This is a genomic window from Bordetella sp. 15P40C-2 (assembly GCF_009763235.1).
In the GTDB taxonomy this organism is placed as follows: Bacteria; Pseudomonadota; Gammaproteobacteria; order Burkholderiales; family Burkholderiaceae_B; genus Bordetella_A.
The window spans coordinates 1-13,623 of record NZ_WSJA01000029.1; the positions used below are offsets into that span (position 1 = coordinate 1).

Below are 13,623 nucleotides of genomic sequence, written 5' to 3' on the forward strand. Positions count from 1 at the left end.
TGCCCACCCGCCCAAATGCGTCCAAGGTACGGCGCGCCTCGGCGCGGATCGCCTCGGCTCCGCCAAACAGCGTCATTGGATCGAGATTGCCTTGCAGCGCCACTGAGTCGCCCGTACGCTCGCGCGCGCGGCCCAGATTGACGGTCCAGTCCAGCCCCACGGCGTCGCAGCCACAGGCGGCGATGTCCTCCAGCCAAAGGCCGCCGCCCTTGGTAAACACGACGACGGGCACCGGACGCCCTTCGCGTTCACGAATCAGTCCGGCGACCACCTTGCGGGTATAGGCGAGCGAAAACTGCTGGAACAGGCCATCGGCCAGTACGCCTCCCCAGCTATCAAACAACATCACGGCCTGGGCGCCCGCCCCGATCTGGGCGTTCAGGTATTGCAGGGTGGCTTCGGCGTTGATGTCGAGAATCCGGTGCAGCAAATCCGGACGGCCGTAAAGCATCGATTTGATCAGCCGATAGTCGGCACTGCCCCGCCCTTCGACCATGTAACAGGCGATCGTCCAGGGGCTACCGGCGAAACCGATCAACGGCACTTTCCCATCGAGTTCGCGACGGATGACGCTGACCGCGTCGAAGACGTAACGCAGCGACTCCATATCGGGCACGGCGAGCGAGGCGACATCGTCTTCCGTGCGCACCGGTCGGGCGAAACGCGGCCCCTCGCCCGGTGCGAAATCCAGACCCAGGCCCATCGCATGCGGCACGGTCAAGATGTCGGAAAACAAAATCGCCGCGTCCAGGTCGTAACGCGCTAACGGTTGCAGCGTGACTTCGGCAGCGAAATCCGGATTTTGCGCCAGTCCCATGAACGAGCCGGCGCGCGCCCGCGTGGCGTTGTACTCCGGCAGATACCGGCCCGCTTGGCGCATTAACCAGATCGGGGTATACGGCACGGGCTGGCGCAGCAAGGCGCGCAGGAACACATCGTTCTTCAGGGGAGCAGCAGACACGGCGATCCTTGGATATCAGGACACGTGATTTTACCGCCTTAGGAATTACGTGCTGCCGCTGCCCTCCACGGTCAGGATACCGGCTCCGGGGTGGTTTCCTGCATCCGAAAATGTGCCGCGTCGATCCTATGCTTGCGCATCAGCGCCCAGAAGGCGCGGCGATGCTTGCAAGCCGCGCGCGCCGCACGCGCCACATTGCCCGAATGCCGATACAGGGCGCCACGCAAGTACGCTCGTTCGAATCCGGCCACCACGCGGGCCTTCGCCTGCCGGAAGGGCTCGTCGATCGCGCGGACATCGAAATACTCGGCGTCCTCGCCGGTCGCGCCAGGCGCGCGACCTGTCACCCCGACAATGCTCGGCCGCTCGACGAGCTCGATTGCCCGCACGGGAGAACGCCGCCTGCGTTCAGCGGGATCCTTGGCAGCGGATGAGGGGTTCGTCGGGGTCCATATACCCGATGACGTGGTAGCGGCCTTGACCGACGCGGCCGCCCGCGCCTGACGCTTCGAATGCAGCAGGCGGGCGCGCAATTCGTCTGGGCACACGGGATCGCGCACAAAGTCATTGATACCGAGCGAGAGCAGGTCCAGCGTAGCGGGAGCGGTGATATCGAATAGCAGCGCGATCAAGGGCACGCAAGGCTTGGCGTTCAGCCCTACCAATAACGTGCGCGTCCACGACAGCGATGCGCGTGAAACGGGCAACAGGCACCCGTCGAATCGTCGCATGACCACGGGGTTGGTGGAAATAGGCCCGAACCCACCGCGGCTTGGCAACAAAACACTCGATACGTCCTGCACATATAAGCGCAAGCGACCCAGTTGCCCCCGATGCCGATCGACCCATTCGCGTGCCCAATTCGTGTGGGCAGGGGTGATCAGGACCGCACAATCTAATGTATGACGCACAATGAACTCCTGAATCCTCGGACATGAGCCGGGCAGCTGACGAGCTATCATCGGGTGGTGCGCAGTCGCCACGGCTGCACCGTGAAGGGCTGATGCTGCGATGCGCGTGCCTCGCTCATCGGCCTGAGCTGCGACCTTAGCAATCCGCTGTACAGGAGGTCGCAACACCCTGTTCATGCCTTGAAAATCAGACCGCCAGCAAGAGGAGTCGCCCCTCGTGTCGCTTGTTTATCGAATCATCGAATCCCCTGTTGGCCGCCTTAAATTGGTGGCAAGCGCTGCCGGCCTGACGGCTGTCACATGGGAAAGTGAAGGCGCTGAACGCGTCCGCCTCGACGCCATGCGTGTGGACGAAACGCATCCGACCTTGCATGCGGCACAGCAGCAACTGGCCGAGTATTTCGCCGGGCAGCGCAAGCACTTTGAATTGCCGTTGGATCCGCGCGGCACCGCGTTTCAGCAGGCGGTATGGCGTGCTCTACTTGCTATCCCTTACGGCGAGACGCGCAGCTATCGGGACATTGCGCGACAAATCGGCCGCCCCGAAGCCGTACGCGCGGTGGGCGCCGCGAATGCGCGCAACCCACTATGTATCGTCGTGCCGTGCCATCGCGTGATTGGCAGTTCCGGCGCCATGACGGGATTTGCCGGCGGACTACAGGCCAAATCTCATCTGCTCGCGCTGGAGAGCAACGCAACCGCTCGTGCCGGCACCGGTGTGGTCATGGGTGAGGACGGACTCGCCCGGCCACCCTGGGCAGCGGTCGATCCTTTACTGCGTCATTACTACGATACCGAATGGGGCATGCCGGTACGCGACGAACGGGGATTGTTCGAGCGCCTGAGCCTGGAGTGTTTCCAGTCCGGCTTATCCTGGGCCACGATCCTGCGTAAGCGCGAGGCCTTTCGCGCCGCGTTTAGTCAGTTCGACCCCGACGTGGTGGCTGCGTACGACGAGGCAGATGTAGAACGGCTCATGGCCGATGCCGGCATCGTGAGAAACCGCGCCAAGATCCTCGCCACCATCAACAACGCCGCCGCGACGCTCGCGCTGCGCGCGCACGGCGGATTGGTCGATTTTATTTGGTCGTTTCAGCCGGCTCAGACGCCCACACCGCGCAGCATCGACGAGATCCCGACCGTATCCGAGGCGTCCACGGCGTTAAGCAAGGCCTTGCGCGCACGAGGCTTTAAGTTCGTGGGCCCCACCACCATGCACGCGCTCATGGAAGCCACCGGCATGATAGACACGCATCTGATGGATAGCCATCGTCGCGGCAGCTCGGGCATATGGCCTGCGTGATGCGAGGCCACACACCCGCGCTGACGCGACCTGTCGCGATTACTTATCCGCGTTCGGGAAGAACAGCTGTTGGCCATTGACCTCGTAGCTGGCAATCGTGTCCTGGCCTGCCGGCGAGGTGACCCAGTCGACGAACTGCTGAGCCTCTTTGGCTTTCACATGAGGAAACTTCTCGGGATTGACCACCATCACGCCATACTGGTTGAACAGACGCTTGTCGCCTTCGACCAGGATTTTCAGGTTGCCGGGGTTTTTGAAGCTCAGCCACGTGCCGCGATCGGACAGCACATAGGCACCGGTCGAAGACGCCATGTTCAGCGCCGGCCCCATACCGCAGCCGCAGGCTTTATAGCCCTTGCCCATGTCGTCCACGCCAGCTGACTTCCAGAAACGCAGTTCGGCCGCATGCGTGCCGCTCTTGTCACCACGAGAGATAAACGATGCATTCTGCTGAGCCAGTTTGCTTAGTGCTGCGACAATGTCGTCACTCTTCACGCCAGCGGGATCATCGGCCGGGCCGATGAGGACGAAGTCGTTATACATGACGGGATAGCGCTTTTTCGAATAGCCCTCGGCGACGAATTTTTCCTCGGCCGCCTGATCGTGCACGAACAACACATCGGCGTCGCCACGACGAGCCATGTCCAGCGCCTGGCCAGTGCCCTGCGCCACGACTTTGATATCCGTCCCGGTGGCTTTCTTGAATGCCGGCAACAGATGCGAGAAAAGACCGGATTGCTCCGTTGACGTGGTCGACGCCATCGTGATCGTTTCCGCGTGGGCCATTGGGGCGAGCCATGCGGTGGCGCTGAGCAACGCGGGCAACGCGGCGCGCCGCAATAAAGTAGCTAGTTTCATGTTATGCGTTCTCCCTTGAGAAACAGACTGGCCGCTTCGGGAAGCGGGCCATCGAAAAAATCCTGCACGGGCAGATCCACCACCACGCGCCCGCGTTCGAGATAAATCACGCGCCGCGCCAGCCGTTTCACCTGCCCCAGGTTGTGACTGCTGAATATCATCGCGGGGGGCTGGACAGCTGGCGTCTGCGCCTGAGCCGACACCACGGGCTGCTGCATAAAGTCCTGCATCATCTGCTCGACATCGCGCTTGGCATGCGGGTCCAGGCTCGCGGTGGGTTCGTCCAACAAGAGCACATCGGGCTTTACCGCCCATGCGCGTGCCATCGCCAGTCGCTGCTGTTGTCCACCCGACAAGGCTTTGGCATTGCGACCGGCGAGATCGCCCATGCCGACTCGTTCCAGCGCTTCCCGCGCCTTGGCCCGCGCTTCGCGCCAGCGCAAACCTCGCAGCCACAACGCCAACGCCACATTGCTCAACACCGACATGCGCAGCAGATAAGGCTGTTGAAACAACATGGCCTGATGCTTGCGTGCTGTGCAAAACGCCTGGCCGCGCGTGGGCTGTATCAGGCAATGCAATACGCGCAAGAGTGTGCTCTTGCCGCTGCCATTCGCACCGACCAGCGCAATCGATTCGCCGGGTCTTACGGTGAGCGAGACACCGCGCAGCGCGTGCACGCCGCCAAAATCCACGTCGACATCGCGTAGATCGAATAAGGTCTCGTAGCTTTGCGTCATGCTGGCGTCCCCGCTTGGCCAAACAATCCGGACAGGCCCGCATCGCGACGCTCACGCCACCGCTTTAACGCCGCGGCCGCGAAATTCAACAGCAACACCACACTGAGCAGGACAATGCCTAATGCCAGCGCCAACGGCAGATCGCCTTTGCTCGTTTCCAACGCGATCGCGGTGGTCATCACGCGCGTATAGCCTTCGATATTGCCGCCCACCACCATCACCGCGCCCACCTCGGAAATGGCGCGTCCGAACCCCGCGATCACGATCGTCACCAGGGCGAATCGCTCATCCCACAGCAACAGCAGGCCGCGCAGCCAGGCACGCGCACGCAGGGATCGCAGTTGCTCTCCATGATGCTTGTCGGCGTCTGCAATGGTTTGGCGCACCAATGCGGTAATCACTGGACATACCAGCACCGCCTGCGCGAGCACCATGGCCTTGAACGAGAACAACCAGCCCAAAAAGCCCAAGGGTCCGGAGTGCGACAACAGCAGATATAACGCCAGCCCCACCACCACCGACGGCAATGCCAGGGAGGTATTCAACATCACCAACAGCAGTCCACGTCCACGGAAACGCGCTACGGCCAGCCATGCGCCCGCCCACATCCCCACGCCACAGGCGAGCAGACAAGCGCAGGCGCTCACCGCCAACGAGCGCCACACGATGGAGAGCAACACGGGGTCAGCCGACATGATCAGCGCAAAGGCTGTCGCAAAGCTTTCAGATACGGTGTTCATGACGGGTAAGACGGGAAATCAACAGGCGCGCCAAGCGCGCGCTACGCCGCAAAGGCAGGAATCACGAAGTCAACAGGTCGATTCGGCAAGGCGAATATGAAGCCGTCAGCGGCGGCGAGATGCCGTGAGGGTATCGCACCGCAGCGCCCTAGGCCATATGTTCCGGCGTGCATAGGTATGATGGAGAGCCAACCAGGTCCGTCTGCAACGCGTATTTCGGGCATACTTTCGCCGTGCATCGTATCGACCTCTCCTACCAGCTGGGCGCCACTTCGCCTGCCCCCGGCACCATCGGCAACGCGCTGATGGACCTGCTCTACGCCGTGCGCCAGCATGGCTCGATATCGGCCGCTGCCAAGGCGATGGGGCTGTCGTATCGACACGTCTGGGGCGAACTGAAGCGCTGGGAGCAGACGCTGGGCCGCACGTTGATCGTGTGGGACAAGGGCCAGCCGGCCCGCTTGAACGAGTTCGGCGAAAAACTGCTCTGGGCGGAACGACAGGCGCAAGCCCGGCTCGCGCCGCAAATCCACGCGCTGCGCGCAGATCTGGAACGCGCATTCGCGATGGCCTTTGACGATGCGGCGCATGTGGTGCCGCTATATGCGAGTCACGATGATGCGCTGGGCGCGCTACGCGAACACGCCGTGGCCAGCCACAAGCTCTATCTGGATATCAGCTATACCGGCAGCGTGGACGCGATTCGTGGTTTGAATGAAGGCCGTTGCGTGATTGCGGGTTTTCATACGCGGCAGGATCCTGTGCCAGGGTCCTTGACCGAGCGCGTCTACAAGCCTTTGCTCAAACCGGGCCTGCATAAGATCATCGGCTTCGCGCAACGTAATCAAGGCCTCATCGTCGCGCGTGGCAATCCCGCTGGCGTGACGACGCTGGCCGACCTGTGCCGAGGCGTGCGGTTCGTCAACCGAGCATTGGGTACGGGCACGCGCGTGCTGTTTGACGAACTGTTGGAACAGGCAGGCTTGTCGTCTTCCGCCATTGAAGGTTATGACCGTACCGAGCCGTCGCATCACGCCATTGCGCATGCCATTGCCAATGGCCATGCGGACGCCGGGTTCGGGGTACAGCCGAGCGTCGAGCGACATGCGCTGGATTTCATTCCGCTAGTTCGGGAAAACTATTTTCTCGTTTGTCTGAAGTCAACGCTCGACCAGCCGTCGACACAGGCGCTGCTGGAGATTTTGCGCAGCGCGCCATGGCAGGCAGCGCTTTCCGCCATGCCGGGCTACGCACCGCTACAAAGCGGAGATGTATTGTCGATGCGGCGGGTGCTGCCGTGGTGGACTTTTCCAGCGCGTAAAGCGACTTCGCGTAAACCACGCAGATAGCCGCATCAACCTGCTGCGTTCGCCGCATCCACATTGCGGGCAGCCGCTAACTCCGGTTGCAAAATCAGCCGATGTGCGCCCGTATAGCAGACAAAGCGACGATTCACCGCCCGCCCGATCGCGCATAAATCCAGATCACGCGCCAGCTCGTAACCCATCTGCGTCATGCCGCTGCGCGACACCACGATAGGCACGCCCATCTGCGCCGATTTCATGATCATCTCGCTGGTCAGGCGCCCGGTCGTATAGAAAATCTTGTCATCGCCGCGTTGTTCGCTTTCCGGCTGCATCCACATCCAGCCAGCCAGCGTATCGATCGCGTTATGACGACCCACGTCTTCAACGAACCTCAGCATGTCCGCGCCACGAAATAGCGCGCAGCCATGCACGGAGCCCGCCGATTTGTACGTGGTCTCCTGCAGCCGGATCGCATTAAGCAAGCCATACAGCGACGACTGGGAAATCCGCGCATCGGCGGGCAACTGGATTTGATCCAGCTCCTGCATCAGCCCACCAAACACACTGCCCTGCCCGCATCCGGTAGTGACCACACGCTGTGCGGTGCGCGCGTCGATATCGGTGATGCCGTCACGGGTTTCAACCGCGGCGGCGTTGACTTCCCAGTCCACCATGATCGACAGCACATCACTGGGCTGCCGTATCAAACGTTGATTACGCAGATAGCCGAGCACCAGCAATTCCGGCATCGCGCCCAAGGTCATCAGCGTGACGACCTCGCGCCGATCGACATAAATCGTCAACGGGCGCTCTGCCGGAATCGAAACGGTCTCAGTCTGGCCATGCTCATTCACTACCGTGACTTCACGCGTCAACGGCGCACTGGCTTGAGTCAGTCGAGGCAACAACGCGAAACTCTGACTTATTTCGCCAGCGGCTTTTCGCCGTTTTCGGGCGTGGACGAGCTGGGCGGACGCTGCGCCGTCTCGGCTGGCGAATGCGCGCCCGAGCCTTCGCGTGGTTGCGTGCCTTCGGCGTTAAAGGTGAAAGGTTCTGGCTCCATGCAAGGCGGCGTGGCCACGGGCTCCGGGGCCGTTTTACCGTTGGCCGCCATTTGCTCGCGGTAGTGCGCGGCGACACGATCTTGCGCGACGCACAGCTTATAGGCAGTGACCTTATCGTTCCATGCCGCGCGCGCCTTCGCCTCGGCGGCGGCACGCGCCGCATCGGCGTCCGTGGGCGCGGCTAACAGGGCCTGGGGACTCAACGCCGCCGCGAGCAGCGCCCATATTGCCAATGTTTTTTTCATCTTGTCCCTCTTGTCATCTCATAGGCGGGCGCATCCGCCAGACAGACCGCGCCCGCGCAACGCTAAAGGTTAATGAATATTGGACGAGGGCCGCACAAAGGCCTGACTGCGTCCGTTCTTGGCGCGGTCGGCGCTACGCTGAGCAGGAATCTTGCCGGACTGGATATCGTCGAACCAGATGTCGTGATGCTCGCGCGCCCAGGTCTCGTCGACGTAGCCGGTCTTCATTGCCTTGTACGCGCCATGCATGCCGATCGTGCCGAGATAAATATGCCCCAACAGCATGCACATCATCAGCGTAACCGACACAGCGTGGATCATGTGCGCGATCTGCATATCGCCGCGCGTATACACGATGCCGGGAATTACCCGATCCAGCCACAAGCCTGAAGCCACGACGATCACGCCAAGAAACAGCATGCCGACCCAGAACATGAGCTTCTCGCCAGCGTTGAATCGCCCCGAGGAAACATGTTGCGGCTTGAGCAAACCGCCGCCTTTACGCAGCCAGGTCCAGTCATAACGCCGCCATACGTTGTCCTTGGCGAACGTGATCAACACCACCAGCAACGACACGGCGAACACCGGGCCAACGAAGTTATGCGTGGTCTTCAAGATCCAGGTCAGCTTGCCGAAGATCGCGCTGCCCATCCAAGGCAGCATGATGTACCGGCCAAACGCCATCACGATGCCTGACAGCGCCAGAATCACGAAGGCCGCCGCGTTCACCCAATGCGCCGCCCGTTCGAAATACGTGAAGCGTTCGATCTTGCGTCCCGTCTCGGCGCCATGGACCTTGATGGGACCCTTGGCGAAGTAGAACAACGCAATGGCCACCAAGGCGATGAGCAACAGCGCCCCGCCATAGGGGATCAGCCATTGGTTACGCACCTGACGCCAGGCCTCACCGGCCGTAGTGAATTGCGACCCCGGATACTGCACAAAGCGCTGGATCAACACCCCCGCTTCCGGGGCCTGACTGCGCGGCAGGCTGCTATAGCCCGGCTCACCCGAATTGACCTGACGCCACATCGGTGCATTGTTGCCGGGTTGTACGCGCGCACGCTCGGCGTTGGTCTGCTCGGCATAGCCCGGTTGTTGATCGGCATCCGGCTTCACTTCGAAAATGTTCGCGCTTTGGATGCCGCCCAAGCTGCTACCCGCGGGCGCGGTGGTTTGCGCCGTAACCGGGGCGTTGAGCACGAGTGCCGTCAACAGCAACATGCAGCAGGCGCCCCAGCGCGCCAGAAAATTCGACCGTAACATTGGCAGCCTCCGGTCAGTTAGTTTTGTTGTACTCGTTCTGCCCACGCTGCGTCCGTACCGTCAACTCCCGGCTCCAGCTGGCCTTGTCGCCCTGCGTCCATCCGGGCGCGACGAATTGACTGCCAGTCCCCGTGTATTCCGGGGGCTGGCCAATCTCGGCGGCGGAATGCAGTTCCTGCGACGGCTCGCTGCAACCCGCCAGTGCCAGGACGCTCAGGGCGACGAAAACGGTGCGCGTGTTCATGACTTGCCTCCGCTTTGCGTAGCTGCCGGCTGAGGCGCCGCTGCAGGTTGCTCGGCGGGCGGCTGGCCGGCTTGTTGCGAGCCATATGCCGTGCCCCAACCCCACACCTCGGCGCCTTTGCCGCGATGCAGGACGCGGGTACGGAAAATGTCAGCCACGACGTTACCGTCGCCTGCCAGAAGCGCCTTGGTCGAGCACATCTCCGCACAGGCGGGCAGCTTGCCTTCGGCCAGACGGTTGCGGCCGTACTTTTCGAATTCCGCCGCGCTGCCGTGCTCCTCGGGGCCGCCCGAGCAGAACGTGCACTTGTCCATCTTGCCGCGCACGCCAAATGCCCCGTCCGAGGGGAACTGCGGCGCGCCGAACGGACAGGCGTACGAGCAGTAACCACAGCCGATACAGGTGTCCTTGTTATGCAGGACCACGCCTTCTTCGGTGCGATAGAAACAATTGACCGGGCAGACGGCCATACAGGGCGCGTCGCTGCAGTGCATACAGGCCACCGAGATCGATTTCTCGCCAGGCACGCCGTCGTTCAATGTCACCACGCGGCGGCGATTCACGCCCCAGGGGATTTCGTGCTCGTTCTTGCACGCCGTGACGCAGCTATTGCATTCGATACAACGCTCTGCATCACAGATAAATTTCATTCTCGCCATGGCGTTCTCCTTATGCCTTTGCGATGTTGCAGATCGTGGTTTTGGTTTCCTGCATCATGGTCACCACGTCATACCCGTAAGTCGTGCCGGTGTTCACGGCCTCGCCACGAACAATCGGGGCTGCGCCTTCCGGGTAATGCTCCAGCATGTCCTTGCCTTGCCAACGGCCCGAAAAGTGGAACGGCATGAACGCCGTATCCGGTCCCACGCGTTCCGTCACCAGTGCCTGCACGTTCAGACGCGCCCCTGTCGGGGTCAGCACCCACACGCGGTCGCCGTTGCGAATACCGCGATCGGCAGCCGCCTTGGGGTTGATCTCCACGAACGATTCCTGCTGCAGTTCCGCCAGCCACGGGTTCGAGCGCGTTTCCTCGCCGCCGCCTTCGTATTCGACCAGACGGCCCGAGGTCAGCACGAGCGGGAATTTCTCGTACAAGCGATCGTCCACGTTCTTTTGCTGCAGCGAGCTGTACATCGTCGGCAAACGCCAGAACGTCTTCAAATCCTTGTGCGAGGGATACTTCGCCACCAGGTCCGGGCGGGTGCCATAGAGCGGCTCACGGTGCTGCGGAATCGGATCGGGGAAGTTCCACACGACTGCGCGCGCCTTGGCATTGCCAAACGGATAGCAGCTGTGGTTCTTCATGACGACGCGAATAATGCCGCCGGAGGGATCGGTCTTCCAGTTCTTGCCCTCGGCGGCTTTTTTCTCCGCGTCGGTCAATTCGTTCCACCAGCCCAGCTTTTTCAGGAGCACGTGGTCGAACTCGGGATAACCGGTGGTCAGGTCCGCGCCCTTGGAGTGCGAGCCATCCTCGGCCAGCAGGCTTTCGCCATTGCGCTCGACGCCGAAGTTGGCGCGGAAATTACCGCCGCCTTCCATGACGTTCAGGCTGGTGTCGTACAGGTTCGCCGTACCCGGATGCTTCATTTCCGGCGTGCCCCAGCACGGCCAGGGCAGACCAAAATAATCGCCCGTGAAGTCATAGCCCGTCTCGGGATCCTTGCCGCCCTTGGCGCGCAGCGTCTTCACATCAAAGAGATGCATATTGCGCATATGCGCTTTCAGACGCTCGGGGCTCTGACCGGTGTAGCCGATCGTCCAGCAGCTGCGATTGATTTCACGCAGCACGTCTTCGATCACCGGCTCGTCCATGCCGTTGACTTGTTGCAGCTTGTAGTTCTTGACGAACTCCTTGCCAAAGCCCAGCTTTTGCGCGAGCTGGTACATGATCATGTGATCGGTACGGCTTTCCCACAGCGGTTCGATGACTTTCTCGCGCCATTGCACGGAGCGATTCGAGGCGGTACACGACCCGCTGGTTTCGAACTGGGTTGTGGCCGGCAGCAGATATACCGCTCGGTTGGGATTCAGATCATCCGGATTGCCCGGCATGGCCGCCATCGCCGCCGTGGCCGACGGATACGGGTCCACAACCACCAGCAGATCCAGCTTGTCCATGGCCCGTTTCATTTCCAGGCCGCGGGTTTGCGAGTTGGGAGCGTGGCCCCAGTAGAACACTGCCTTGAGGTTGGTCGGCTGATCGATCAGCTCGGGATTTTCCAGCACGCCATCGATCCAGCGCGACACAGTAATGCCGGGCTTGGTCATCAGATCGGGCGAGGCGTAGCGGCTCTTGATCCACTCGTAATCCACGCCCCAGACGTTGGCGAAATGCTTCCACGAGCCTTCGGTCAGACCGTAGTAGCCCGGCAGCGAATCGGGGTTGGGGCCGACGTCGGTCGCGCCCTGCACGTTATCGTGGCCGCGGAAAATGTTGGCACCGCCACCGGACTTGCCGATGTTGCCCAGCGCGAGCTGCAAAATACAGGACGCGCGCACCATGGCGTTGCCAATGGTGTGCTGGGTCTGGCCCATGCACCATACCAGCGTGCCGGGACGATTTTCGTGCATTGCCTTGGCGATGCCGAACATCGTGGCTTCGTCGACGCCGCAGACTTCCTGGACCTTGTCCGGAGTCCACTTCGACATCACCTCGGCCTTGACCTGGTCCATGCCGTAAACGCGTGCCTGGATATAGTCCTTGTCTTCCCAGCCGTTATTGAAGACGTGATACAGCAAGCCGAACAGGAACGCGACGTCCGTGCCCGAACGAATGCGTACATGCTGGTCTGCCTTGGCGGCCGTGCGCGTAAAGCGCGGGTCCACCACGATGACCTTACAGCCGTTTTCCTTGGCGTGCAGCAGGTGCAGCATGGACACCGGGTGCGCTTCGGCGGCGTTCGAACCGATGTACAACGCGATCTTTGCATTCTGCATGTCGTTGTACGAGTTCGTCATGGCGCCGTAGCCCCACGTGTTGGCCACACCGGCCACGGTCGTGGAGTGACAGATACGCGCCTGGTGGTCGCAGTTATTGCTGCCGAAGTAGCTGACGAACTTGCGCAGCAGATAGGCCTGCTCGTTATTGTGCTTGGACGAGCCAATCCAATAGACCGAGTCCGGCCCGCTTTCTTCGCGCAGTTTGAGCAAGCGCTCGGAGATCTCGTTTAACGCCGTGTCCCAGCTGATGCGCTGGTACTTGCCGTTAACCAGCTTCATGGGATAGCGCAGACGGTGATCGCCATGGCCGTGCTCGCGTAGCGCGGCGCCCTTGGCGCAGTGCGCGCCCAGGTTGATTGGCGAATCGAACACGGGCTCTTGCCGCACCCACACGCCGTTTTCCACCACGGCGTCGACCGAACAGCCCACCGAACAGTGCGAACAGACCGTGCGTCGTGTCACGGCCTTGGTCTTGCCGACCAAGACCTCTTTCGAGTCGGCGGCCTCGGCCTTGCGCACCAACGCCAGCGGCGCGGCCGCCAGACCCGCGCCCACGCCTATGCCGGAACGGCGCAGAAAAGTACGGCGATCCATCGTGGGCAGCGCCTGGGCCATGCCCCGGCGCAGGCTCTGCACGAAGTTCGATTCCGCCGCGCCAGTCGGCGCGGCCACAGTTTTTTTGGTCAGCAACATGCCGGACTCCGTCAGAGGAGAGTAGTCTGGTAATAGCGCTTCACGTGTTCGCTAAGGTGGTAACCGCCGCCGTTCTTGGGGGCAGGCTTGGCCGGCGCGGCCTGTGCCGGCGCTGACAAACCAACGTTGCCTGCAGCCACGGCTCCGGCCGCTGCCGCGCCCGCTGTCGCCGCGCCCGTGAGAAACCGGCGGCGCGAAAGCTGAGGATTTTGTTGTGACATATCGGTCTCCTCTGGGGCTGATAGATATGAAGTGATGTGCATACTGTACCCCGAGTCAAGGGGCAGGGACAATTTCCCTAGTGTGGACAGGGATATTTCGGAAAAGTGCTGGCCGCGGAAACCCGGG

The 13,623-nt window shown here is 61.8% G+C and carries 14 protein-coding genes; 2 read left to right on the forward strand and 12 right to left on the reverse strand.

What is annotated here, in order from left to right:
* Positions 1-961, reverse strand: a 961-nt coding sequence (gene hemE / locus GOQ25_RS13495) for a uroporphyrinogen decarboxylase (RefSeq protein WP_160351005.1), incomplete at its 3' end; no start/stop codon positions are given.
* A gap of 71 nt (positions 962-1,032) precedes the next feature.
* Entirely contained in the window at positions 1,033-1,872 is an 840-nt protein-coding gene (locus GOQ25_RS13500; RefSeq protein ID WP_160351006.1) for a hypothetical protein, read from the reverse strand.
* A 217-nt stretch (positions 1,873-2,089) separates the two neighbouring features.
* Between GOQ25_RS13500 and GOQ25_RS19780 the strand changes: the two genes are divergently transcribed.
* Complete coding sequence (locus tag GOQ25_RS19780; RefSeq protein ID WP_160351007.1) at positions 2,090-3,175, forward strand: methylated-DNA--[protein]-cysteine S-methyltransferase; 1,086 nt, start codon at positions 2,090-2,092, stop codon at positions 3,173-3,175.
* Between the two features lie 39 nt (positions 3,176-3,214).
* On the opposite strand, the gene GOQ25_RS13510 is transcribed toward GOQ25_RS19780, so the two are convergent.
* The 3 genes from GOQ25_RS13510 to GOQ25_RS13520 are packed head-to-tail and all read right to left on the reverse strand — an operon-like array spanning position 3,215 to position 5,513.
* Entirely contained in the window at positions 3,215-4,033 is an 819-nt protein-coding gene (locus GOQ25_RS13510) for a substrate-binding domain-containing protein (protein WP_160351008.1), read from the reverse strand.
* A complete protein-coding gene (locus GOQ25_RS13515) occupies positions 4,030-4,773 on the reverse strand; it encodes a phosphate ABC transporter ATP-binding protein (RefSeq protein WP_160351009.1) in 744 nt (247 codons plus the stop codon). Before GOQ25_RS13515 ends, GOQ25_RS13510 begins: the two co-directional genes overlap by 4 nt.
* Positions 4,770-5,513: an ABC transporter permease gene (locus tag GOQ25_RS13520; protein ID WP_160351010.1), complete on the reverse strand. Its 744-nt coding sequence runs from the start codon at positions 5,511-5,513 to the stop codon at positions 4,770-4,772. The genes GOQ25_RS13515 and GOQ25_RS13520 overlap by 4 nt, the downstream gene beginning before the upstream one ends.
* A 233-nt stretch (positions 5,514-5,746) precedes the next feature.
* Here GOQ25_RS13520 and GOQ25_RS13525 point away from each other — a divergent pair, with 233 nt between their 5' ends.
* On the forward strand, positions 5,747-6,862 hold the full coding sequence (locus tag GOQ25_RS13525) for a helix-turn-helix transcriptional regulator (RefSeq protein WP_160351011.1): 1,116 nt from the start codon (positions 5,747-5,749) through the stop codon (positions 6,860-6,862).
* 5 nt (positions 6,863-6,867) lie between these two features.
* Here the strand turns inward: GOQ25_RS13525 and GOQ25_RS13530 are convergent, their stop codons facing one another.
* The 7 genes from GOQ25_RS13530 to GOQ25_RS13560 form a co-directional block, all read right to left on the reverse strand.
* The gene (locus tag GOQ25_RS13530) at positions 6,868-7,728 is read right to left on the reverse strand and encodes a formate dehydrogenase accessory sulfurtransferase FdhD (protein WP_202109464.1); all 861 of its coding nucleotides are present in this window, start codon (positions 7,726-7,728) and stop codon (positions 6,868-6,870) included.
* A gap of 14 nt (positions 7,729-7,742) precedes the next feature.
* Positions 7,743-8,129, reverse strand: a complete 387-nt coding sequence (locus GOQ25_RS13535) for a hypothetical protein (RefSeq protein ID WP_160351012.1) — start codon at positions 8,127-8,129, stop codon at positions 7,743-7,745.
* 69 nt (positions 8,130-8,198) lie between these two features.
* Entirely contained in the window at positions 8,199-9,395 is a 1,197-nt protein-coding gene (locus tag GOQ25_RS13540) for a formate dehydrogenase subunit gamma (protein WP_160351013.1), read from the reverse strand.
* Positions 9,396-9,408: 13 nt separating this feature from the next.
* Complete coding sequence (locus tag GOQ25_RS13545) at positions 9,409-9,639, reverse strand: hypothetical protein (RefSeq protein ID WP_160351014.1); 231 nt, start codon at positions 9,637-9,639, stop codon at positions 9,409-9,411.
* The gene (gene fdh3B / locus GOQ25_RS13550) at positions 9,636-10,298 is read right to left on the reverse strand and encodes a formate dehydrogenase FDH3 subunit beta (RefSeq protein WP_160351015.1); all 663 of its coding nucleotides are present in this window, start codon (positions 10,296-10,298) and stop codon (positions 9,636-9,638) included. The genes GOQ25_RS13545 and fdh3B overlap by 4 nt, the downstream gene beginning before the upstream one ends.
* 10 nt (positions 10,299-10,308) lie before the next feature.
* Positions 10,309-13,275, reverse strand: a complete 2,967-nt coding sequence (locus GOQ25_RS13555) for a formate dehydrogenase subunit alpha (protein ID WP_160351016.1) — start codon at positions 13,273-13,275, stop codon at positions 10,309-10,311.
* An 11-nt stretch (positions 13,276-13,286) separates the two neighbouring features.
* Positions 13,287-13,496: a formate dehydrogenase gene (locus tag GOQ25_RS13560; RefSeq protein ID WP_160351017.1), complete on the reverse strand. Its 210-nt coding sequence runs from the start codon at positions 13,494-13,496 to the stop codon at positions 13,287-13,289.
* Positions 13,497-13,623 lie beyond the last annotated feature (127 nt).